This window comes from Leptothrix toolikensis (SeqCode), from assembly GCF_057922285.1.
This window is the reverse complement of record NZ_JBYSVC010000011.1, coordinates 25,273-47,560: the sequence shown is the minus strand read 5'-3', so window position 1 is coordinate 47,560 and position 22,288 is coordinate 25,273. Positions and strand designations below refer to the sequence as shown.

At 58.5% G+C, this 22,288-nt stretch carries 22 protein-coding genes and 1 tRNA gene; 15 read left to right on the top strand and 8 right to left on the bottom strand.

The window, feature by feature from the left end; genetic code table 11:
* Window positions 1–165 precede the first annotated feature (165 nt).
* The 3 genes from AC3VI7_RS03355 to AC3VI7_RS03345 all read right to left on the bottom strand — a co-directional run bounded on the left by AC3VI7_RS03355 (window position 166) and on the right by AC3VI7_RS03345 (window position 1,971).
* Window positions 166–360 (bottom strand): hypothetical protein, encoded by a 195-nt coding sequence (locus tag AC3VI7_RS03355; RefSeq protein ID WP_489669115.1) that lies wholly within the window; start codon window positions 358–360, stop codon window positions 166–168.
* Window positions 361–436: 76 nt separating this feature from the next.
* Window positions 437–1,189, bottom strand: a complete 753-nt coding sequence (locus AC3VI7_RS03350; protein WP_489671391.1) for a hypothetical protein — start codon at window positions 1,187–1,189, stop codon at window positions 437–439.
* Complete coding sequence (locus tag AC3VI7_RS03345) at window positions 1,189–1,971, bottom strand: exodeoxyribonuclease III (protein WP_489669113.1); 783 nt, start codon at window positions 1,969–1,971, stop codon at window positions 1,189–1,191. The genes AC3VI7_RS03350 and AC3VI7_RS03345 overlap by 1 nt, the downstream gene beginning before the upstream one ends.
* Window positions 1,972–1,987: 16 nt before the next feature.
* On the opposite strand from AC3VI7_RS03345, the gene pyrE reads away from it, so the two are divergent.
* From pyrE to AC3VI7_RS03330, 3 genes are all read left to right on the top strand, one after another.
* The gene (pyrE, locus tag AC3VI7_RS03340) at window positions 1,988–2,680 is read left to right on the top strand and encodes an orotate phosphoribosyltransferase (protein WP_489669112.1); all 693 of its coding nucleotides are present in this window, start codon (window positions 1,988–1,990) and stop codon (window positions 2,678–2,680) included.
* 20 nt (window positions 2,681–2,700) lie between these two features.
* Window positions 2,701–3,363: a DUF4124 domain-containing protein gene (locus AC3VI7_RS03335; protein WP_489669111.1), complete on the top strand. Its 663-nt coding sequence runs from the start codon at window positions 2,701–2,703 to the stop codon at window positions 3,361–3,363.
* Between the two features lie 120 nt (window positions 3,364–3,483).
* A complete protein-coding gene (locus AC3VI7_RS03330; RefSeq protein ID WP_489671265.1) occupies window positions 3,484–4,362 on the top strand; it encodes a MetQ/NlpA family ABC transporter substrate-binding protein in 879 nt (292 codons plus the stop codon).
* A 1-nt stretch (window position 4,363) separates the two neighbouring features.
* On the opposite strand, the gene AC3VI7_RS03325 is transcribed toward AC3VI7_RS03330, so the two are convergent.
* The 3 genes from AC3VI7_RS03325 to rquA all read right to left on the bottom strand — a co-directional run bounded on the left by AC3VI7_RS03325 (window position 4,364) and on the right by rquA (window position 6,007).
* Window positions 4,364–4,440, bottom strand: a tRNA-Arg gene (locus AC3VI7_RS03325).
* Window positions 4,431–5,270 (bottom strand): M90 family metallopeptidase, encoded by an 840-nt coding sequence (locus AC3VI7_RS03320; protein WP_489669109.1) that lies wholly within the window; start codon window positions 5,268–5,270, stop codon window positions 4,431–4,433. Before AC3VI7_RS03320 ends, AC3VI7_RS03325 begins: the two co-directional genes overlap by 10 nt.
* A gap of 17 nt (window positions 5,271–5,287) precedes the next feature.
* Window positions 5,288–6,007: a rhodoquinone biosynthesis methyltransferase RquA gene (gene rquA / locus AC3VI7_RS03315; RefSeq protein ID WP_489669108.1), complete on the bottom strand. Its 720-nt coding sequence runs from the start codon at window positions 6,005–6,007 to the stop codon at window positions 5,288–5,290.
* Between the two features lie 142 nt (window positions 6,008–6,149).
* Between rquA and AC3VI7_RS03310 the strand changes: the two genes are divergently transcribed.
* The 4 genes from AC3VI7_RS03310 to AC3VI7_RS03295 are packed head-to-tail and all read left to right on the top strand — an operon-like array spanning window position 6,150 to window position 10,085.
* Entirely contained in the window at window positions 6,150–7,169 is a 1,020-nt protein-coding gene (locus AC3VI7_RS03310; RefSeq protein ID WP_489669107.1) for a sulfate ABC transporter substrate-binding protein, read from the top strand.
* A 30-nt stretch (window positions 7,170–7,199) separates the two neighbouring features.
* Window positions 7,200–8,033 carry a sulfate ABC transporter permease subunit CysT gene (cysT, locus tag AC3VI7_RS03305; RefSeq protein ID WP_489669106.1) on the top strand — a complete coding sequence of 278 codons (834 nt, stop codon included), beginning with the start codon at window positions 7,200–7,202 and terminating at the stop codon, window positions 8,031–8,033.
* 48 nt (window positions 8,034–8,081) lie between these two features.
* Complete coding sequence (cysW, locus tag AC3VI7_RS03300; protein ID WP_489669120.1) at window positions 8,082–8,984, top strand: sulfate ABC transporter permease subunit CysW; 903 nt, start codon at window positions 8,082–8,084, stop codon at window positions 8,982–8,984.
* A gap of 18 nt (window positions 8,985–9,002) precedes the next feature.
* Window positions 9,003–10,085 carry a sulfate/molybdate ABC transporter ATP-binding protein gene (locus AC3VI7_RS03295; protein WP_489669105.1) on the top strand — a complete coding sequence of 361 codons (1,083 nt, stop codon included), beginning with the start codon at window positions 9,003–9,005 and terminating at the stop codon, window positions 10,083–10,085.
* 1 nt (window position 10,086) lies between these two features.
* Here the strand turns inward: AC3VI7_RS03295 and AC3VI7_RS03290 are convergent, their stop codons facing one another.
* Window positions 10,087–11,433 (bottom strand): sensor histidine kinase, encoded by a 1,347-nt coding sequence (locus AC3VI7_RS03290; protein ID WP_489669104.1) that lies wholly within the window; start codon window positions 11,431–11,433, stop codon window positions 10,087–10,089.
* A gap of 1 nt (window position 11,434) precedes the next feature.
* Window positions 11,435–12,088 carry a response regulator transcription factor gene (locus AC3VI7_RS03285; protein WP_489669103.1) on the bottom strand — a complete coding sequence of 218 codons (654 nt, stop codon included), beginning with the start codon at window positions 12,086–12,088 and terminating at the stop codon, window positions 11,435–11,437.
* A 181-nt stretch (window positions 12,089–12,269) separates the two neighbouring features.
* On the opposite strand from AC3VI7_RS03285, the gene AC3VI7_RS03280 reads away from it, so the two are divergent.
* The 8 genes from AC3VI7_RS03280 (at window position 12,270) to AC3VI7_RS03245 (ending at window position 22,235) form a co-directional block, all read left to right on the top strand.
* Complete coding sequence (locus AC3VI7_RS03280) at window positions 12,270–13,415, top strand: efflux RND transporter periplasmic adaptor subunit (RefSeq protein WP_489669102.1); 1,146 nt, start codon at window positions 12,270–12,272, stop codon at window positions 13,413–13,415.
* Between the two features lie 10 nt (window positions 13,416–13,425).
* On the top strand, window positions 13,426–16,545 hold the full coding sequence (locus AC3VI7_RS03275) for an efflux RND transporter permease subunit (protein ID WP_489669101.1): 3,120 nt from the start codon (window positions 13,426–13,428) through the stop codon (window positions 16,543–16,545).
* Window positions 16,542–16,877, top strand: coding sequence for a DUF3240 family protein (locus tag AC3VI7_RS03270; RefSeq protein ID WP_489669100.1), 336 nt, complete (start codon window positions 16,542–16,544; stop codon window positions 16,875–16,877). The genes AC3VI7_RS03275 and AC3VI7_RS03270 overlap by 4 nt, the downstream gene beginning before the upstream one ends.
* Window positions 16,874–18,133 carry a TolC family protein gene (locus AC3VI7_RS03265; RefSeq protein WP_489669099.1) on the top strand — a complete coding sequence of 420 codons (1,260 nt, stop codon included), beginning with the start codon at window positions 16,874–16,876 and terminating at the stop codon, window positions 18,131–18,133. The genes AC3VI7_RS03270 and AC3VI7_RS03265 overlap by 4 nt, the downstream gene beginning before the upstream one ends.
* Window positions 18,134–18,454: 321 nt before the next feature.
* Window positions 18,455–19,105, top strand: a complete 651-nt coding sequence (locus AC3VI7_RS03260; protein WP_489669098.1) for a CAP domain-containing protein — start codon at window positions 18,455–18,457, stop codon at window positions 19,103–19,105.
* Window positions 19,106–19,326: 221 nt separating this feature from the next.
* Window positions 19,327–20,472: a Re/Si-specific NAD(P)(+) transhydrogenase subunit alpha gene (locus tag AC3VI7_RS03255; protein WP_489669097.1), complete on the top strand. Its 1,146-nt coding sequence runs from the start codon at window positions 19,327–19,329 to the stop codon at window positions 20,470–20,472.
* Window positions 20,473–20,484: 12 nt separating this feature from the next.
* Window positions 20,485–20,808 carry an NAD(P) transhydrogenase subunit alpha part 2 gene (locus AC3VI7_RS03250; RefSeq protein ID WP_489669096.1) on the top strand — a complete coding sequence of 108 codons (324 nt, stop codon included), beginning with the start codon at window positions 20,485–20,487 and terminating at the stop codon, window positions 20,806–20,808.
* Complete coding sequence (locus tag AC3VI7_RS03245; RefSeq protein ID WP_489669095.1) at window positions 20,808–22,235, top strand: NAD(P)(+) transhydrogenase (Re/Si-specific) subunit beta; 1,428 nt, start codon at window positions 20,808–20,810, stop codon at window positions 22,233–22,235. Before AC3VI7_RS03250 ends, AC3VI7_RS03245 begins: the two co-directional genes overlap by 1 nt.
* Window positions 22,236–22,288 lie beyond the last annotated feature (53 nt).

Here is a 22,288-nt window from a genome sequence, read left to right as displayed (position 1 = left end):
GTGAAACATCTCAGCGCCGATGATAGTGTGCATTCGCATGTGAAAGTAGGTCATCGTCAGGCACCCCTCTCCAAGATCCAAGAAGAAACACCCAAAGCCCTCCCTGTGAGGGCTTTGGGCTTTTTGCGGTGTGGATTTGATGCGGTTGAGCCATGAAATGCTCATTCATCGCTGCGAATCGGTAAATTCCGAACAAAAAAGCGTCTGCATCAATTCGGGGGGCAGATCGTGCTCCGTGATCTCCAGGCCCTCCACCCATTGCTGTTGATCTGCGATGGATAGCGTAGTTGGTACGTAGGTTTGCTGCATTGATGGCTGTGATGTCGCCGACCTTGGCAGGCTGTACAGTGACTGGCCCATGGGCTACTCCTTCGCTGGCTTCGACACAGTGATTTTTGCCAGTCTTGTGATCAAAAGCTACCCACCTTTGGGTGGGTCATGGGGGTGTCGTACCAAAAGTTGCATCAAAGTCTTTGGGGGCGACGTACTGCAAAAGATCGCGACCTTTTGCATTCAACGAAATAACCACTCCTTTTGAGGGGAATTTCCATTCAACTAAATCTGCGTTGATGTTTTGTCGATAACCATCATTGCCAAAACGTGTCTGAATAACAGACTCATCAAGTTTTGCACCAGGTATGTACGTTAAACCTACGATTACGGCGTGTCGAGCAATCATCATATCTTCTGATGATAAGGAATCGAGATGCGCACCCGTGTCAGATTTTTGATGTCTGACACTACGCTCTCGCCATGCACCTAAATCTTCTGCCCGAGTTTTTACACTGATAATCAGTCGACCACTCAAAAACTGAGTGCGCATGGGTTCTACATAGGCCTCTAGAGCGCTACTTGGTGGTGGTATAGCCGCTGATGTTTCATTGGGCACAGCCAAGGGTGTGACGATGGCAATTTGTAATGATTCACCCATCTGGTCTATGGCGTCACCCAACGTCGATTGACCCAGCGTGATGCCGAAAACACGCGAAAAACCACCGTTCACAGGATCTACTTCCCACGGCATGCCTGTTTTTGCTATTTTTGTATTTGGATCTCGACTGCCAAATGTCATGGTAAGAATCAGGGTGCCACTGATGATGATCAGTGTTGCGGCAAGAGCTCTGAATAACATAGATTGAAAAATGATTTTTATCATGATGGATATGTTTTTTTGTTTATTTATATGCATTACACCGAAAAGTCATAATCGGTGATAACTGGGGCATGATCACTGAACATCTGATCAGTGTAAACACGACTTGTTGTTGCTGTTGAGCCAATAATCGGGGTTGAAATTTGATAGTCAATTCTCCAGCCTACATTATTTTTACGAGCTTGACCACGCTGACTCCACCAAGTATATTGCTCTTTGGTTGGGTATAAAGATCTGTAGACATCTATGAGCCCAAGTGGGCCAAATAGATGATCCATCCAGGCTCGTTCTTCGGGTAAAAAGCCACTGTTTTTAGTATTGCCTTTCCAATTTTTAATGTCAATATTCTGATGGGCGATATTGATATCACCCATCAGAATAAATTCTCGCTCTGATTTCATCTGCACTAAAATGGGTAAGATGCTATTCAAAAAACGCCATTTGGCTTGTTGCCGTTCCTCACCGGAGGAGCCACTTGGAAAGTATGCACTCACAAACGATAGTTTTCTGGAAAGGGTATCGAATCGCGCTTCCAGCCAGCGACCCTCGGCATCAAACTCCGCATCACCAAAGCCTAAGCGAAGGTCACTAGGCTCATGTATGGAATACAGACCGACGCCGGCATATCCCTTCTTTTGAGCGCAGTGGAAGTAGCCCTTCATTCCTCCAAGCGTGTCAAATCGCGTCGATATGTCACTCGGTTGGGCACGAATCTCTTGGACGCCCATACAATCTGGCCTGACGGATTCGACCCATTCAGCTAAACCTTTGCTAGAAGCTGATCGGATGCCGTTGAGATTCAAACTGATTAAACGCACTCTGTAGTTTCCTGAAATGACCGTCAATAATTTGCCAACGCACCGTGATAGCCTAGCACTGGATTTCGTGACATTTGCAGTGTCCTCCGGCGTCTTGCGATTTGGTCAGTTCAAGACCAAGGCTGGGCGGACATCGCCGTATTTTTTCAATGCTGGCTTGTTTGATGACGGTGCCAAGTTGGGGCGTTTGGCGGGATTTTATGCACGTCGTCTTCTAGAGTCGGGTGTGGCGTTCGACATGATCTTTGGTCCCGCCTACAAGGGCATCACTTTGGCCTCGGCGGTGGCCGTCGAGTTGGCGCGTTTAGGCGTCAATGTGCCTTATGCCTACAACCGCAAGGAAGCCAAAGATCATGGTGAAGGCGGTACGTTGGTGGGTGCGCCTATGCGTGGTCGGGTTCTGATCATCGACGATGTCATCTCGGCGGGGACCTCGGTGCGTGAGTCGATCACCTTGATTCAAGCCACAGGAGCTCAGCCCTGTGCCGTCTCGATTGCCCTTGATCGACAAGAGACCGCCTGTTTGGCTGGGGTGGATGGCACACAATCAGCCGTGCAATCCGTGCAAAACGAACTCGGATTGCCGGTCATCGCTATCGTGACCCTGACGGATTTGTTGCAGTATCTGGCCCAGCAGAGTGACCCTGCTCTTGCTGCTTACCTTCCCTTGGTGGAGGCGTACCGTGAACGCTATGGAGTGCATGGGTGAAAGGTTCAAGACACGTTGAAATGAAGCTGCGTCCTGTTTGGATGCTGGTGTGTGCTTGGGTGCTTCCAGCCATGGCGGTCGCACAGAGCAACATTTTTACGTGTACCGACAGCAAGGGCCGACGTGTCACCTCAGATCGGCCGATTGCTGAATGCACTGATCGTGAGCAAAGAGTCCTCAACAGTGATGGCTCGACCCGTCAAGTGGTGGGTCCGACTCAAACTGCCGAAGAAAAAGCGATTGCCGATGAAGTACAACGGCGTCGCCAAGCCTTGGAGACCGCCCGCAAGGATGCGATTCGGCATGATCGAAACCTGCTCAATCGCTACGCCAATGAGCGAGCCCATCAAAAAGCCCGCGAAGGCGCACTTGAGACGATGCGCAAGGTTTTGAAATCGAGCGAAGCACGCTTGGCTGAACTTGAGCGTGAGCGCAAGACCTTGCAAGATGAGGCGGAGTTCTACAAAGGCCGGGAGTTGCCTGCCAAGTTGACGGGGCGATTTGATTACAACCAATCAGCGGCCGAAGCCCAGCGCACCTTGGTGCAAAACCATCGTGCCGAAGTCAGTCGCATTGATGCCATCTATGACGATGAGTTGGCACGGCTGCGCAAACTCTGGGCCGGCGCTCAGCCAGGCTCCATGCCCTTGCCTTCCACGGCAGCATCTGCGGGTTTTCCATAATAGATGGTCAGAATGTGAAATGCATGGCATGTCGTTGTAACGGTTGAAAGGCCTGAGCAAGGGCGGTCGATTCCAGTACATGGGTGCGCTGAGCTTCGCTACGGAGCGCAAGTGCAGTTGATGTCACGAAAGGAATCCATGCAGTACTTCCGTCGTTCGATGGTGTGGGTCACCCTGATCTTGGGGGTGTGTGCCGGTGTTGGTGTACAGGCCCAAGAACAAGAGTTTGTTGATGCCATCTTGGGGGATCAGTCGGTTCAGGCTCGTTCACCCAGCCAGCGTAATGCCGCTAAAAAAGAACTGGTGATTGGCGTCACCAGCAATGCCTACGGTGATCAGATCAGCATGGGCATTCGACCCGTCCTTGAGAAGCGTGGCTATAAGGTGAAAGTGGTCGAATTGACCCAGCCGAATTCAGCCTTGGCGCAAGGCACGTTGGATGCCAATGTTTTCCAGAACGAGGCCCAACTCAGCCGTGTCTTGGCTGATGGCAAGTTGAAGTTGTCGGAAGTGATCAAGCTGCCGACGGCACCTCTTGGGATTTACAGCCGAAAAAATAAGGGCTTGGTGGATATCCGTGAAGGCGCTTCAGTGGTTATTCCTTCGGATCCTACTCACCAGGCTCGAGTCCTGCATTGGTTGTCGCAACTGGGTTGGTTGCGCCTGCGCGATGGTGCGGAGGCTACACGGGCTACCGAGCGAGATATTGCGACAAATATCAAAAAGATTCGGTTGATTCCTGCTGATGGTCCCGCCTTGGTCAAGGCTTTGGATACCGCTGACTTTGCTGTGATCGACGGTGGGGCGGGCTGGTCTGCTGGGTTGAAGCTCAGCGATGCTCTTGCACTGGATAAAACCCCGGCGGCTCAACAAATCGTGCTTGTCGTTCGCACTGAAGACAAAGACAAGCCGTGGGTCAAGGATCTGATGGAAGCTTACCGTTCGCGGGACTTCCAAGCGACGACCGAGCGTTACTTTGCTGGTTTCGTGAAGCCCTGATTGGCCTGCCCGGAGGGACTCGAACCCCCGACCTGCTGCTTAGAAGGCAGCTGCTCTATCCAGTTGAGCTACGGGCAGACAAGGGGGCGGATTGTCGCATTTGTCGCTTCGGCTGGGGCGAAGCGGTGTGGTTCTTGGTCGTAAAAGCGACTTAACAGAGCGTAGAAAGCGGGCTGCTCTTGGCGTAGAGCATGGGGCGCGACAAAGAACGCTTCGCTGGCGACGGTAAAAAACTCCTCTGGTCCTGTACAGGCGTAGGGATCCAAGAAGGTGGCCTGACCCGCCTCAAGGCGGCTTTGCAAGGCTTGGCGCGCTTGATCCAAGACCACGCGCCATCGTGCTCGCTGGGTGATATCCGGCAACTGAGGTATCCCATCCGCTTGGCCGTCGTGCATGTCGATGACATGCACCAGTTCATGAATCACGACGTTGTAGCCCTCTTTGGCGCTGGTGTGTGCATGCCACACATCGGGCCAAGATAGCATCACCGGACCATCAAGCATGGCTTCTCCGGTCAGCCATTCATCGCTTTCATGCACCACCCCGGTGGTTTCATCGACCCATATCCGGTGCGCAACGACTTCATCCGGTTGCAAGACGATGCCGATGAAACGGGCATACCAAGCCAAATCACCCTTTAAACCAAGGATGGGTACACACGCTTGGACGGCGACCGCCACAGCCATTTCATCGGTCAGCGCCATGTCCTCCGTGGTGGTGAATTCCTTGGTCGCCAGAAACAAGGCACTGAGCTCGCGCAAGCGCTGCATCTGGGCTGCGGGTCGGTAGCTGAGAAATGGGTACCGATCCAGCATCTGCTGCCACAAGAGGTCGGGAATCCAGTGGCGCTGGATCAGCTGATCTCGGTGGGCTTGCTGGCGATCCTTCCACCATTGGCGAAGATGCATAGCTTGTTGGGAGGACGTCAGTGGGGTTTGGGCGGATCGCGGTGCAATTCACACAGCTGATAAAGCCCCCCAAACCAGGTTTCATGCCGCACGACGTGGGCCGGGATATCCGCAGGCAGCCAGTGCGTCAGGGGATGACGCCACAGGTCCATGGCGAAGGGCTCCAGCTGATGCAGGATCAGTTTCATGGGGCCGTAGAGCGGGTGGATGATCCGTGGCCGGTGATAGTCCACCAGCACGATGCGTCCTCCCGGTTTAAGGACGCGCAGGGCCTCGGCCAGCGTGGCGCGCCGGACTTCTTCAGGCTGCTCGTGCAGCAAAAAGAACAGCAAGATCTGATCCATGCTGCCGCTGGCCAAGGGCATGGCGCTGCAATCGGCTTGGATCAGCTCGACCCGATCCGGGTCAGTCAGTTTGTGGCGTAGGTTCTCCAACTGAATGGGCAACACATCGACGACGGTCAAGCTGCCGTCTGGGGCGATATGTTGGGTCAGTTTGGGGGTCAGATCACCGTAAACGCAGGCCATCTGGAGTGTTTTGCCACTCAGGCTTGGCCCAAGCCATTGAAGAGCGGCATCGCGTAGATGCCCAAATTGACCCCAAAGAATCAGATTGATGAGCCAAGGCCGCTCGAAAACGGTCACGGCGCGTGGATGAACATAGGCCCAGTTGTAGACGGTGGTCAAGTACGACGGGATGGCAGCCGGTGGGCTGGATGTGTTGAGACGGATACCCATGTGGCGAGCTTAGAGCGCAAGTCTTTGGCTTGGCTTGCGTGGAGTCTTATTCGTTTTTCTCATAAGCAGAGAAAGAAAGAATCGTTCCATTTAGATAGTGAGCTTCTTAGGATGCACGCCATTGTCATGTTGAGTGTGTTGCATGTCCCAGATCGGTTTTTCTTCTCTTCGTCGGTGTGTCTTGGCCTTGGGCGCGCTTGCGCTCATGGGGATGGCTCAAGCGGGTACCACCTTGCTCAATGTCAGCTACGACGTAACGCGTGAGTTTTACAAGGACTACAACGCTGCTTTTGCCAAGCACTGGAAGACAACTTCCGGTGAAGATTTGACACTCAACCAATCGCACGGTGGCTCCAGCAAGCAAGCGCGCAGTGTGGTGGATGGCTTGGACGCGGATGTCATCACCATGAATCAAGCCAATGACATCGACATCTTGGCCGAGCGCGGTAAGTTGATTCCGCAAGACTGGGCCAAGCGCTTGCCCAACAACAGCGCGCCCACCACCTCGGTGTCGGTGATCTTGGTGCGTAAAGGCAATCCGAAAGCACTCAAAGATTGGGCGGATCTGGCCCGCAGCGGGGTTTCGGTGGTGATTCCGAACCCGAAGACCTCGGGCAACGGGCGCTATACCTATCTGGCGGCGTGGGGCAGTGTGCTCAAGAGCGGCGGCCATGCCGCCCAAGCGCGTGATCTGGTGACCAAGATTTTTGCCAACGTGCCGGTTTTTGACGGCGGTGGACGCGCTGCAACAACGACCTTTGCGCAACGCGGTATCGGTGACGCTCTGGTGACTTTTGAGAGCGAAGTGGACCTGATTTTGGGTGAGTTTGGCCGGGACTTTGAGGTCATCTACCCCAAGAGCACCGTGCTGGCCGAGAACCCCGTGAGCGTGGTTGATAAGGTGGTGGATCGCAAGGGCACACGCAAACAAGCCGAGGCCTATTTGAACTACCTCTGGTCCGACGCGGGCCAAGAGATCGCGGCCAAGCATCATTTGCGGCCGCGCAACGACAAGGTGCTGGCCAAACACGCCGCCGAGTTCCCGAAGCTGATCACGTTCACGGTGGACGAACTCTTTGGTGGCTGGAAGAAGGCCCAGAAGGAACACTTCGACGATGGCGGCCTCTATGACCAAGTGATCGCTGCGGCCAAGGCGCGCTGAGCTGCTTGCGTGTTCTACAGAGGGGTTGCGATGTTTTTCACCCGAACGCTGCTCAAGCGCCATACCGTTTTGCCGGGCTTTGATCTGGCCCTTGGGTTCACGCTGCTCTATGTGAGCCTGATCGTGTTGTTGCCGCTGTCGGCGGCCTTTCTCAAAACCTTCACCCTGACATGGGCGCAGTTCTGGGATGCGGTCACATCACCCCGGGTGATGGCTTCTTATCGGCTTACCTTCGGGGCGTCTTTGGTGGCCGCCCTGATCAATGCCTTTTTTGGTCTGATCGTGACGTGGGTGTTGGTGCGCTATCGCTTCTTCGGTCGCCGCTTTGTGGATGCGCTGGTTGATCTGCCGTTTGCTTTGCCCACAGCGGTAGCGGGCATTGCCCTGACTGCGATTTACGCCCAGAACGGTTGGATCGGTCAGTGGTTGCCGTTCAAGGTCAGCTTTACCCCGGTGGGGGTGTTTGTGGCCTTGGTGTTCATCGGTTTTCCCTTTGTGGTGCGTACCTTGCAGCCCGTTTTGGAAGACGTGAACCGTGAGCTTGAAGAGGCTGCGGCCACTTTGGGCGCGACCCGCTGGCAAACCTTTCGCCACGTGATCTTTCCGGTGCTCACACCGGCCTTGCTGACCGGCTTTGCCTTGGCGTTTGCACGCGCGCTGGGCGAGTACGGTTCGGTGATTTTCATCGCCGGCAACATGCCCATGGTCAGCGAGATCACGCCGCTTTTGATCATCACCAAGCTGGAGCAGTACGACGTGGCCGGTGCGACGGCGATTGCGGTGGTGATGTTGATCACTGCGTTTACGTTGCTGCTCTTCATCAATATGTTGCAAGCTTGGGCGCGCAAGCGTCAAGGCATGTAAGAGGCTGCTGCCATGTCATCTGCGGTCATGAACCCGCCCCCGATCCCGATGGATGCTTACCCGGATTTGCCCCCTTCCGCTGTCCAAGGTGTGGCCCCGCCCCATCGTGTTAATGCCACGGCCGAGCCGGTCTGGGTGCGTCGCAGCCTGATCGCGGTGGCCTTGTTGTTCATGGGTCTGTTTTTGTTCGTACCTTTGGCCACGGTGTTCATCGAAGCCTTCAAGAAAGGGCTTGGTGTTTATTGGGCGGCAATTTCCGATCCGGATGCCTTGTCAGCCCTCAAGTTGACCCTGATCGCGGCAGCGATTGCTGTGCCGCTCAATCTGGTGTTCGGGGTTGCGGCGGCTTGGACGATTGCCAAGTTTGAGTTCCGGGGAAAAAGCGTGTTGCTCACCTTGATCGACTTGCCGTTTTCGGTCAGCCCGGTGATCTCGGGGCTGATTTATGTGCTGGTCTTTGGTCTGCAAGGCTGGTTGGGTGAATCGCTGCGGGACCACGATCTGAAGGTGATTTTTGCCGTCCCTGGCATCGTCTTGGCCACCGTGTTTGTGACCTTCCCCTTTGTGGCGCGCGAGCTGATTCCGCTCATGCAAGTGCAAGGCTTGGAACAAGAAGAAGCCGCGCGGGTGCTGGGAGCCAGTGGTTGGCAGATCTTCAGCCGGGTCACGCTGCCCAACATCCGGTGGGCGCTGCTTTATGGCGTGATCTTGTGCAATGCCCGTGCCTTTGGTGAGTTTGGGGCCGTGAGCGTGGTTTCAGGCCACATTCGGGGCGAGACCAACACCCTGCCGCTGCACATCGAGATCCTCTACAACGAATACCAATTTGCCGCCGCCTTTGCGGTGGCCTCGCTGCTGGCCGTGCTGGCCTTGGTGACCTTGGTGCTGAAGTACGCCGTCGAGCAGCACGTCAAGGCCCAGATGCGTAGCGCATCGTCCGATCCAGCTTGATTTGCGGAAAGACCCATCATGAGCATCCAGATTCGTAACCTCGTCAAGCGCTTCGGCTCCCTAGCGGTCTGCGACAACCTCAATCTTGATTTGCCGGCGGGTGAGTTGGTCGCTTTGCTGGGCCCCTCGGGCTCGGGCAAGACCACTTTGCTGCGCATGATCGCGGGGCTGGAGCGCCCGGACTCGGGCAGCGTGCTGTTTCACGGCGAGGACGCCACTTTTGCCGATGTGCGCGAGCGCAACGTGGGCTTTGTGTTTCAGCACTACGCCCTGTTCGGCCACATGACGATCTTCGAGAACGTCGCTTTTGGCCTGCGTGTGCGGCCCAAGGACACCCGCCCGAGTGAGGTGCAGATTCGGGCCAAGGTCAACGATTTGCTCAAACTGGTGCAGCTTGACTGGATCGCTGACCGCTACCCGCACCAGCTCTCCGGTGGTCAGCGTCAGCGGATCGCTCTGGCTAGAGCGCTGGCGGTTGAACCGAAGGTGTTGTTGCTCGACGAGCCCTTCGGCGCGTTGGATGCCAAGGTGCGCAAAGAACTGCGCCGCTGGCTGCGCCGCCTGCACGACGAGATGCACGTCACCAGCGTGTTCGTCACCCACGATCAAGAAGAAGCCATGGAAGTGGCGGATCGCATCGTGGTGATGAACCAAGGTCGCATCGAGCAGCAAGGCAGCCCCGACGAGGTCTATGACCGCCCGGCCACGCCGTTTGTCTTGCAGTTTTTGGGCGATGTGAACCTGTTCCACGGTCGGCGCGACCATGCTCCAGGCCTGAGTGCGAGCGCCACGGACCCCTCCGCCGTGAGCTATGTGCGGCCGCACGAGTTGGATGTGGTGACCCAAGCCGGCCCAGATACGTGGGAAGTGACCTTGGCCCATGTGTTGACGGTCGGACCCAACACCCGGTTGGAGTTCCGCCGGCGTGACGACGAAAGCTTGGTCGATGTCGAGCTGTCACGCGATGCTTGGACGGCGCTGCGGGAGCGCTTGGGCTTGCGACCGGGTAGCCAAGCGCATCTGCGTCCGCGCCGCGTCACGCGTTTTGGGGCCGCCGAAGCTTGCTCCGAGTTTCTCGAAGACCCGGCGGCGGCGATCTGAATCAGGGGCTCGGGGCGGCGACGTCCTTGAGCTGAATCAGCACGGTGAATCCGGCCCCTGGGGTGGATTCAACCCTTGCCCGCCCACCGTGGGCCCTGGCCACCAAATCCGTCAAGGTCAGCCCCAGGCCGATAAGGGGGTAGTCCTGTCGGTCGAGCACTCCGAGCAGGTGCGCTAGGCGTTCCGCCGAAACGCCGGGGCCGTTGTCGGTGAACTTCAGGATCTTGCTGTCGGCTTCACAGCAGCAATCATTCGCGCTGCTGGCGCTATTTTCTGGGCACATCAGCGCCACGTTCATGCGGGTGGCCCCGTAACGCACGGCGTTGTCGAGGATGTTGAGCAAGGCAGCGGCCAGCAAATCCGGGTCGGCATGTACTGAGCCCGTGTTGAGCAGGGTGACTTCCAAGCCATCGACCGGGATTTGCTGAATCATGCTGGCCAGATCGACCGGCCGTGGATGTGGGTCGGTACCGGCGCGAAACATACTGAGCAAGGCCGTCACCACCCGGCGCAAGCGCTCGGTGGCTTGGCGTGCCTTGACCAAGCGGGGTTTACTTTCTGGCGAGCTTTCTTTCAGGGCGACCGCCAGTTGGGCATCAATGCCAGCCAGCGGCGTGCGCAAGGCGTGTGCGGCGTGGGCACTGAAAGCACGCTCGTTGGCCAAGCGTTGTGCCAGCCTTGTGGTGAGCTCCATCACCGCTTCACGGATCGGAATCAGCTCTTCCCGGGTTACGGCCGGTAGGGCTGCTGCCGGCAGGTGGGTGGAGGGCCCCCATTCGTAGTTGCGCAGGGTTTGTGAGAGCTCAACCACATGGTGCGTCTCATCCGCAACGCGGCGTCTCAGCCACCAAGCGGCCAGCAACCCAATCAGCAAAGCGGTGCCGGAAGCCATTGCCATGGCTCCGAAGCGCGCTGCTTCGCGTTGCTCACGACTTTGGGCCACATGCAGAATCAGCTGGCGGCTGTCCAAACGCATCGAATAGACCCGCCAGCGGGCATGAACCGCTTCATTTGAAAAACCGTTGGCACTGGCGGAACCCAGCGGTGCCGGAGGAGCCCGGTGCGAGCGCATGCGCACCAACCCTTGAGCATCGACGAGCTGCCAGATCAGGCCTTCTTCATGGGGCGGGGCGGGCAAAATCTCATCGCTCGGGTCTGTGCGATCAACGTGACGCGCCATCAAGCCAAACAAGATTTCGGCCGACTCCTGCAAGGCCCCATCCAGCAATCGATCCACCGCCGACTGCACCACCGCGCCGACCACCAAGGCGACGGCCACACACCATATCAAGGTGACGACCAAGACCGAGCGGGCTAGGCGAGAGCGAATCGACGGAAGCGCTGTCATTTCAGGTTGGGACGCGATAGCCCAAGCCGCGCACGGTTTCGATCAGCTCCTTGGTGAGCTTGCGGCGCAGGGCCGAAATGTGGACTTCGAGCACATTGCTGGTGACATCGCCATCGAAGCCATGGATCAGTTGGCTCAGATCGGCCTTGGTAACGATGCGCCCAGCGCGCAGCACCAAGGCTTCCAGCACTGCCCATTCGCGCGCTGTCAGATCAACCGCAACGTCATCAAGCCAAGATTGGCGCGCGGTGAGGCTCACTTCAACATGGCCGAAACGCCGCCGCTCCAACACGGCCGAAGCATTGCGCCGGGCCAAGGCGCGCAGCCGGGCCGAGAGTTCTTCGGGTGCAAAGGGTTTGACAAGGTAGTCATCGGCACCGCTGTCCAGGCCTTGAATCCGATCAGCAAGGCGATCCCGAGCGGTCAGCATGATGACGGGCACCGATTGGTCGGTGCGGCGCAGTGTGCGGATCCAGTCGATCCCCGTGCCGTCCGGCAAGGACCAGTCCACCAAGAGCGCATCAAAAGGCTCACCATTCATGCCTTGGACTTCGGCAAGATGGGTGAACCACTCCACCACGTGGCCCTCGCTGCGCAGGTAATCGCGCAGGCCTTCACCCAGAATCGAATCGTCTTCCAGCAGTAGCAGTCGCATGCGTTGGGGTCTCCAAGTTCGGAGGGCGATTTTCGCCTGCTGCGCTGTGTTTTAGGGTGGGTTGATCAAGCCTGTTTGGCTTTGTTCAGCCGCCTGTAAGAACTTTTAACTTAAGGTTCATATGAATAGACAATGCTGGGCAGATATTCTTGGCAGCCTTGTCAAGGTGAGGGCAGTGCAGATGAGATTCAGTGGTTTGGCCGGACGGATGATGGGTTCACGTGGGTGGCTGCGGTTGCTGGGGTATGGCGCGTTTTTGCTCGGAGTGCAAACCAGCATGGCGCAAGGCTTGAAAGCCGATGCAACGCAACTGCGCCAGCTTGGGGTCACCACGGTGGAGGTGCGGGCGGCTGCGCAGTCGGGGGTGGCGCGTTATCCGGCGCAGATCCAGATTCCCTTGGCGCAGCAGCGGGTGGTTTCGGCCCCTGTACCCGGTGGTGTGGATGCGCTGTGGGTCGTGCAAGGCCAGATGGTGCGTGCCGGCATGCCTTTGGTGCGGCTGCGTAGTCAGCAAGTGGCCGAGTGGCAGCGCGATTGGCAACAGCTCAAGGCTCAACTTGATCTGATGCAACGCACCATGGCTCGCGATGAGCAGCTCTACAGCGAAGGCCTGATTGCCTTGTCGCGCCTAGAAGCCAGCCGTGCCCAAGTCCAGCAGCAGCGTGTGTTGGTGGAAGAGCGGGGGCAAAGCCTGACCGCTGCGGGTGCCAAGCCTGAGGGCATCGGCGGTGAGCTGGTGCTCACGGCCCCGATGTCTGGACAAGTGCTCGAAGTGAGTGTCACGCCCGGGCAACGTGTGGATGCTGTCACTCCGCTGATTCGTTTGGCCTCGTCGGGTTCCTTGTGGGCCGAGTTGTCGGTGCCGGTGTCGCAGGCTGCGCAGTTGCGCTTGGGTGACCGGGTGCGCGGTATCGGTGTGGCGGTGGAAGGAACGATTGCGGCTTTCGCCCCGGCGGTTCAGGGCGGCAGCCAGACCACGGTGGTGCGCGCTGATTTGCGCGGCGCGGGTTTGCGCCAGTTGCGCGCCGGTCAGGCCATCGAACTTGAAGTGCAGCGTCATGAACCCGGGGTGGTGCAAGTCCCTGCGGGTGCCGTGATGGAAGACGCACGCGGTGCTGCGGTCTATGTGCAGCGTTCGGCGGGCCAGTTTGAACGGCGCTCGGTGCGTGTGATGGGTCGCTCGGGTGCTGATGGCTCGGTGAGTGTCAGTGGGCTGTCTGCCGGTGATCGCGTTGCGGCCACGGGTACGGCCGCACTCAAGGCGGTTGAAGGTGAGGGCTTTGGCCCTGAGGCCGTGCCGGCCGCCGCCTCTGCGGTCAAGTCTTGAGGCCCCCGCGATGCTGCATGGTTTGATTGCTTTTGCGCTGCGTCAGCGCCTCTTTGTGGGTGTGCTGACGGTGGTCTTTGCCGCCGCTGGCATGGTGGCCTACTTGGGCTTGCCCATTGACGCTTTTCCCGATGTCTCGGTGCCGCAGGTCAAGCTGATCTTGAAGGCTCCGGGCATGACGCCCGAAGAAGTTGAAGCACGTATCACGGTGCCGGTCGAGCAAGAGTTGCTGGGTATCCCCAAGCAAAAGATGCTGCGCTCGACCTCCAAGTACGCCTTGGCCGATATCACGCTCGATTTTGACGACGGCACCGATGTGTATTGGGCGCGTCAGCAGGTGAGCGAGCGCTTTGCCAATGTGCTGCGTGACTTGCCTGCGGGCACCACCGGCGGCTTGGCTCCGGTGACGACGCCCTTGGGTGAAATGTTCATGTTCACGGTCGATGGGCCGCAGCCGCTGGAGCAGCGCCGTGCCGTGCTCGACTGGGTGATTCGGCCCGCCCTGCGCCCGCTGCCAGGTGTGGCGGATGTGAATAGCTTGGGTGGACGGGTGCGCTCCTTCGAAGTGGTGCCCGATCCCGCCGCCTTGGCAGCGCGTGGCGTGTCGCTTGATCAGCTTGAAAAAGCCTTGGCGTTCAACAATCGCAACGATGGTGCCGGTCGGCTGTCACAGGGCGAAGAGGCCTTGATCGTGCGCGTCGAAGGTGCGCTGCATGGCATGGAAGACATCCGTCAGACGGTGCTGCGCAGCGATGTGGGTGGTGCTGCTGCCGGCCCCGTGGCGGGCTCAGTGGTGCGGGTTGGGGATGTGGCCGAAGTGCGTGCGGGTGAGATGACACGCTACGGTGCTGTAACCATGGACGGCCAAGGTGAAGTCGTCGAAGGTTTGGTGCTGGGTCTCAAGGGGGCCAATGCCCGTGAGGTGGTGGCGCGGGTCAAGGCTCGTTTGGTCGAATTGCAGCCGGTCTTGCCCAAGGGCATGAGCATCAAGCCGTTCTATGACCGCTCTGAGTTGGTCAATCGCGCGGTTCACACGGTGGTCAAAGCCCTGGGCGAAGCGGTGGTGCTGGTGGTGGTGCTGCTTTTGGCCTTTTTGGGCAATGTGCGTGCGGCGGTGGTCGTGGCGGCGATGCTGCCTTTGGCCGCGTTGGGCACTTTTTTGCTGATGGGTCAGTTCGGGTTGTCGGCCAATCTGATGAGCTTGGGCGGTTTGGCCATCGCCATCGGCATGCTGGTCGATGGTGCGGTGGTGATGGTGGAGAACATCGAAACCGAGCTTTCGACCGCCGCATCCTCAGGCTCGCGCATTCCCACCCTGCATCTGGTATTGCGCGCCTGCCGATCAGTCGCCACGCCGGTCGCTTCGGGGATCGCCATCATCGTGATTGTCTTTTTGCCCTTGCTGAGCCTCGAAGGCTTGGAAGGCAAGCTCTTTGCGCCGGTGGCGCTGACCATCGTTTATGCCTTGACGGTGTCGCTGGTGTTGTCCCTTACGGTGGTGCCGGTGCTGGCCTCTTGGATGTTGCAGCGCCTGCCGGCGCATGAGCCTTGGCTGATGCGCCAATGCGCCCGCATCTACGACCAGCTTTTGACCAAGGCGCTGGCGTATCCGCGCACCATGACGCTCATGGCGCTGGGTGCTTTGGTGGTCGCAGCCGCTGTGTTCATGTTTGTTGGCAAGACTTTTATGCCGACCTTGGACGAGGGCGACTTGATCATGCAGCTCGAAAAGCTGCCTTCCATCGGTTTGGATACGACCGTAACGACAGATTTGCGTATCCAGCAAGCGGTGATGGCCAAGGTGCCTGAAGTGCAGTCCATCGTGGCGCGCAGTGGCTCCGACGAGTTGGGCTTGGACCCGATGGGGCTCAATCAGACCGACACGTTCTTGGTGCTCAAACCCCGCGAGCAGTGGCGGCATCCCGACAAAGAGTGGCTGACTGAAGAGTTGCGCAAGGTCATGGAAGGTTTCCCTGGGATTGAATCAAGCTTCACCCAGCCGATCGACATGCGGGTTTCGGAGATGTTGACGGGGGTGCGTGGCGATGTCGCTATCAAGATCGTCGGCTCTGATTTGGGTGAGTTGAACCGTTTGGCCTTGGCCATCGAAGCGACCGTCAAGACGGTGAACGGGGCTACGGATACGTTCACGCTGCAAAACGGCGGGGTGCAGTACCTCAATATCAAGGTGGATCGTCTGGCTGCGGGGCGGCTTGGCTTGGCGGGTGATGAGGTGCAAGCCGATCTGCGCCGTTGGGTCGAAGGCCAGCAAGTGGGCGTGGTGCAAGAAGGTGGACGCCGTATTCCGCTGGTGGTGCGCGGCAGCGATGCGCTGCGCGCTTCGGCCGACGATCTGGCAGCGGTGCGCATCACCAACATGGCCGGGGTGGCGGTGCCTTTGTCGCAGGTGGCGCAGTTGCAGCGCTTGGATGGCCCCGTCAAAGTGGATCGCGAATTAGCGCAGCGTTACCGCGTGGTGCAAACCAATGTGCGTGGCCGTGATCTGGTGGGTTTTGTCGAGGAGATCAAGGCGTTGGTGGCGACCAAGGTGCCGCTACCGCAGGGCTACCAGATCCAGTGGGGGGGGCAGTTTGAGAATCAGCAACGCGCTGCCGCACGCTTGAGTCTGGTGGTGCCCATCGCGATTGCTCTGATCTTTTTCATCCTCTTTTCCACCTTTGGTTCGGTGCGCCAAGCCGTGTTGGTGTTGGTGAACATTCCGCTGGCCTTGGTCGGTGGGGTGCTGGCGCTGGCCTTGGCGCAGGAATATCTCTCGGTGCCGGCTTCCGTCGGGTTCATCGCCTTGCTGGGGATTGCGGTGCTCAACGGCGTGGTGCTGGTGAGCTACTTCAACGAGTTGTTGGCGCGCGGCATGCCTTTGGCACAGGTGGTGGTTGAAGGTGCGCGGCGCCGGCTGCGGCCGGTGCTCATGACGGCTTCGATCACGGCAGGGGGCTTGGTGCCGTTGCTCTTTGCCACCGGGCCGGGTTCGGAGATTCAGCGACCGTTGGCGATTGTGGTGATCGGCGGCTTGGTCTCTTCGACGCTGTTGACCCTGCTGTTGCTGCCGGTGCTGTTCCGTCGTTTTGGGGTTGAGCCGGTGCGTGTGGCTCAAGGAGATCAGGCATGAGTGCCACAACATCGTCTTCCGTGTGCTTGACCTTGGTCTTGCCTTTGACCATGCAGGATGCTGTGGTGGATTGGTTGCTGGGACATCCCGCCCTGCAAGTCGAGTTCAGCCAGCATGTGGTTTCGGCGCGCGGGCCGTGGGTTCGGCTCGCACCAGGGGAAGAAGAAGTGCAAGGCTCAGCGATGCGGGTGCAGATCCAGTTGATCGTTGAGCGCTCGCTGGCGCAGAGCATCACCGACGAGATGGAGCGTTTGTTCCGGGGGGCGGACGGTGGCTATTGGTTGACGCCCGTGGAGCGCATGGGTGCTTTTCGGCGCGAGGGACAGGTATGAAGCCGAGTGTGTGGTTGGCTTGCGCAGCTTTGGTGTGGGGCGTGGGGGGGCAGGCGATTGCAGCGGTCTCATCGGGGGCCTTGACGGGGTTGCCGCAAGAGTCGGTGCTGCGTGAGCGTTTGTTGGCAAGCCCTTCGGTGCGTTCGGCGATGGCGCTTTTGCAAGCTGAGCAGGCCACAGCCCAAGTTGAAAAGAAGTCGCCGGTAGCTTGGTCGATTTCGGGTGGCGTGGGGTATCGGACCTTCTCGGATGACCCCAATCATGCGCCGGGTGAAACCGAGCTGACCTTGCAGCGCCCTTGGCGTTCGGGCAACAAGGAGCAGGCGCAGCAACAATGGTTCGAGCAGCGTGAGCGCTGGGCCCAGGCCCAGATTCGCATGACGGCTCGGACCACGTTGCGCGACTGGTTAGACGGTTTATCGGTCTGGTTGCGCGAGGAAGGTGCCGCACGGCTATGGGTTGAGCAGTTGACCTTGTCGCGCAAGCAGGCCCAAGCGGTGGGCCGACGGCATGAATTGGGCGATGTCTCGCGTGCTGAGCGTGATCTTGCGGAGGCCGCCCAAGTGCAGGTGGAGGCACAGGCCACCCAGGCACAGGCTCGGGCCAAGGCTGCTCGGGCCCGCCTGAGCGTGCTTTTGCCGGCTTGGTCCGATGTTGATTTGGCGGCCTTGTTGAGCAGTGAGCCCCCTGCGATCCCTGCGGATGCAGCGGGTGACGGTGCGCCCCTTGAGGACAGTCTGGAGTTGCAACTGGTGCAGGCTGAAGCGGTCTCGGCGACCGCAGCGGCGCAGTTCGAGGTGACACAGCGTCGCGCTGACCCGACCGTGGGAGTGAGGGTCGGCACGGCGAAAGGGCCCGATGAAAAATTCGTCGGCCTCGTGTTCAGCGTGCCCTTGGATGGTTCGGCCCGTGAGAGTGGTGCTCAAGCAGCGGCGTACCGTGCTGCCAATGTGGCTGCACGGGTGGAGGTGGAGCGCCAACGGATCGCGGCTGATCGGGCGGCCCGAGCCATTGAGGCCGCCAACAGCGTGATCGTCTGGCGGCAGTTGACCGATGCTGCCACGCGCTTCGACGCCCATGCCCGCACCACCGAGCGCGCATGGCAACTGGGTCAAGCCGCCTTGACCGACGTGGTCGTGGCGCAGCGCTTGGCCCTTGAGCAGCGTTTGGCGGCCCAACAAGCGCGGGCCGATGCGTTGTTTCGTCATTGGTTGTGGGTGCTTGATCAGCAACCCACGCTGGCTGCGCCGATCTGAGGTCTGCACGCGGCAGGCTCTTTGTCGTCTGTGTGGTGTGTGTGGTGCATGTAAGTCGAGTATCTATGCTCGACTTACATCGACAATAAAGCGTGAAAATATAACAGTTGACGCTTATGGTCACGCTTTAGACCTATGGTTTCATATAGATCGTATGTTGCTCATAAATGACAACCAATGATATAAGCTGTCTTTATGGCTTTGCAGTGAAAACTGCCCGTGATGATAATCACACCTTCATGATAAGTGCCGTGCATACGGGCTACTCTGCGTCAACAATCCATTCGTCCCCTGGTCGAATCTTGCTGCGGAGTACTGGTCATGAATCAACCTTCGATCTCTCAAACCTCACCGGCGCGTGGCTCTTTATTTCTGATGTCTCTGTGTGGCCTCCTTTCAGCTGTTTTGCTGAGTGGCTGCGGTACGAGTCCGAAATCCCATACGCAGACGCAGACACGAGGGGAGGGCGTTGCAGAGGCTTCGCAGAGCATGCGCAATCAGCGGGTACCGATGCAGCAAACAGCAAGTAGCTCTGAATGTGGCTCGGGGAGTCCCCAGCGCGAGGCATTGATGCGCGAAATCAATCGGATTCGGTATACCGGCGCACGTTGTGGCAGCAAGGGCTCTTTTTCACCCGCAGGGGCACTGACTTGGAATGCCAAGCTCGAATCAGCATCCGCCGTGCATGCCCGCTCCATGGCCAGCTATGATTATTTCTCACATACAGGCGTGGATGGCAGCAGCGGTGGTATCCGCGCCAGAAATAGCGGTTACGACTGGTCCAAGTGGGCGGAAAATATTGGTGGTGGCCAGCAATCTATTCGTGATCTTGTGAATGATTGGGTCAAAAGTGATGGGCATTGTGCAAACTTGATGAATCCGGGTATGCGTGAAATGGGCCTTGCTTGTGTCAGGTCCAATCATGCGCATTACGACACGTATTGGGTGCTTGTCATGGGTGCAGCGCGTTGATGGGCCCCGATATATTCGTATCCATAAGCTGCCAATAAGATTTTTACATCCCTGAGTAGGCTGTGCTTATACGGGTTTGCGACAAGCTGGGTATGCATCGGTTTTCACGCGTTTGTCAGGATCCGAGGAGGGGTTATCGGTGACAATGGCGGCCTCACACGGCGCAGCGCAGCCCGTGTGTTCGTTCCCAAGTTCGCCGCGCCATAACAGAGGAGATAACCATGCACATTGGTGTGCCGCGTGAAACCGCCGCAGGTGAAACGCGTGTGGCTGTCACGCCCGAGACAGCTAAAAAACTTCAAGCCCAGGGTCACACGATCCGCATCGAATCCGGTGCGGGTGTGGCTGCCAGTGCGCCTGATGCGGCCTATGCCGCTGTCGGTGCCGAGATCACCGATGCCGCAGGTGCTGCGGGCTGTGATCTGGTGCTGCGTGTGCGCGCGCCGTCTGAAGCTGAGTTGACGCTGATGAAGCCGGGCTCCACCGTGGTGGGGATGCTCAATCCGTTTGATCGGGAAGGTCTGGAACGTATCGCTGCTGCTGGCTTGACGGGCTTTGCCCTCGAAGCCGCTCCACGGACCACGCGTGCGCAAAGCATGGATGTGCTCTCTAGCCAAGCGAACATCGCTGGCTACAAGGCCATCATCGTGGCCGCTGAGCGCTATCAACGCTTTTTCCCGATGCTCATGACCGCAGCCGGCACCGTCAAAGCGGCGCGGGTGGTGATTCTTGGCGTGGGTGTAGCTGGGTTGCAGGCCATTGCCACCGCCAAGCGTTTGGGGGCCGTGATTGAGGCTTCTGACGTGCGTCCTTCGGTGAAGGAACAGGTCGAATCGCTGGGTGCCAAGTTCATTGACGTGCCCTACGAGACCCAAGAAGAAAAAGACGCTGCCGTCGGTGTGGGCGGCTACGCCCGTCCGATGCCACCGAGCTGGTTGGCGCGTCAAAAAGTCGAAGTGGCCAAGCGTGTTGCCCAAGCCGACATCGTGGTCTCGACCGCGTTGATTCCGGGGCGGCCTGCGCCGACCTTGGTGACGGCTGAAATGGTCGCTTCGATGAAGCCGGGTTCGGTGATCATCGACTTGGCTGCGGGTCGCGGGCCGGACATGAACGGTGGTCTGACGGGCGGCAATTGTCCCCTGACCGAAGCTGGGGCGACGGTGATGCGTCATGGCGTGACCATCGTGGGCGAAACCAATCTGCCGGCCTTGGTGGCTGCGGACGCCAGCGCGCTTTATGCCCGTAACGTGCTCGACTTCCTGAAGTTGGTCTTGACCAAGGAAGGCACCCTGAGCGTCAACATGGACGACGATATCGTCGCCGCCTGCCTGATGACTCAAGGCGGCACCGTCAAGAAAGCGGCCTGAAGAGGATCCCCGATGGAAACCGTTTCCCCTACCCTGATCAATCTGATCATCTTCGTGCTGGCGATTTATGTCGGCTACCACGTCGTTTGGACCGTGACACCGGCTCTGCACACGCCTTTGATGGCGGTGACCAACGCGATCTCGGCCATCATCATCGTCGGTGCCATGTTGGCTGCTGGCCTGACTGAAACCACCTTGGGCCGTTCCATGGGCGTGCTCGCCGTGGCTTTGGCGGCAGTGAATGTGTTCGGGGGCTTCCTTGTGACCCGACGCATGCTGGAAATGTTCAAGAAGAAGGACAAGAAGGCTGTGCCTACCAAGAAGGAGGGTGCGTAATGAGCCTCAATCTCGTCACACTGCTTTATTTGGTGGCTAGCGTCTGCTTCATTCAGGCGCTCAAGGGCTTGTCGCATCCGACCACGTCGATTCGCGGCAATTTCTTCGGCATGACCGGCATGACCATCGCGGTGGTCACCACCGCTGCGTTGATCGTCAAGTTGGCCGATGGTCATATGGCGGGTCTGGCTTGGGTGTTGTTGGGCTTGGTGGCTGGCGGTGGCTACGGTGCTTGGCGTGCCAAGACGGTCGAAATGACCAAGATGCCCGAACTGGTGGCCTTCTTCCACAGCATGATCGGTTTGGCCGCAGTGTTTATCGCTGTGGCTGCCGTGGCTGAGCCGATGGCTTTCGGGATCGTGCATAGCGCCGATGAGCCGATTCCAGCGGGTAACCGTTTGGAGTTGTTCTTGGGTGCTGCGATTGGTGCGATCACCTTCAGCGGCTCGGTCATCGCCTTCGGCAAGCTGTCGGGCACCTACAAGTTCCGCTTGTTCAAGGGTGCGCCGGTGGTGTTTGCCGGTCAGCACATGCTGAATTTGGTGCTCGGTCTGACCATGTTGGGGTTGGGCTTGGCGTTCATGGCCACCGGCAGCTGGACAGCCTTCTTCGGCATGCTGGCCCTGAGTTTTATCTTGGGCGTGCTGATCATCATCCCAATTGGCGGTGCTGATATGCCGGTGGTGGTGTCGATGCTGAACAGCTATTCAGGCTGGGCAGCAGCGGGCATTGGCTTCTCGCTGAACAACTCGATGTTGATCATTGCCGGCTCCTTGGTGGGCTCTTCGGGCGCGATCCTGAGCTACATCATGTGCAAGGCGATGAACCGTGCGTTCATCAACGTGATCTTGGGTGGCTTTGGTGGTGAAGCTACGGCTGCCGCCACAGGCGACACTCCGCAGCGCACCGCCAAGAGCGGCAGCTCCGATGACGCCGCATTCATCTTGGGCAATGCCGAGAGCGTGATCATCGTGCCGGGCTACGGTTTGGCGGTGGCGCGGGCTCAGCATGCAGTCAAGGAACTGGCGCACAAGCTGACCGAACGGGGTGTGAGCGTGAAGTACGCGATTCACCCGGTGGCGGGTCGGATGCCGGGTCACATGAACGTGTTGCTGGCTGAGGCTGAAGTGCCTTATGACCAAGTCTTCGAAATGGAAGACATCAACGCTGAGTTTGGTCAGGCCGATGTGGCCATCATCTTGGGTGCCAATGACGTGGTGAACCCTGCGGCCCACATCAAAGGCAGCCCGATCTACGGCATGCCCATCTTGGAGGCTTACAAGGCCAAGACCATCATCGTCAATAAGCGTTCGATGGCGGCTGGCTATGCGGGTTTGGACAACGAACTGTTCTATCTGGATAAAACCATGATGGTGTTCGGTGATGCCAAGAAGGTCGTGGAAGACATGGTCAAAGCGATCGAATGATCTTCTTTTCCTTCCTGTGAGGATTAACGGAAGGGGGTTGGGTTTGCTCGGCC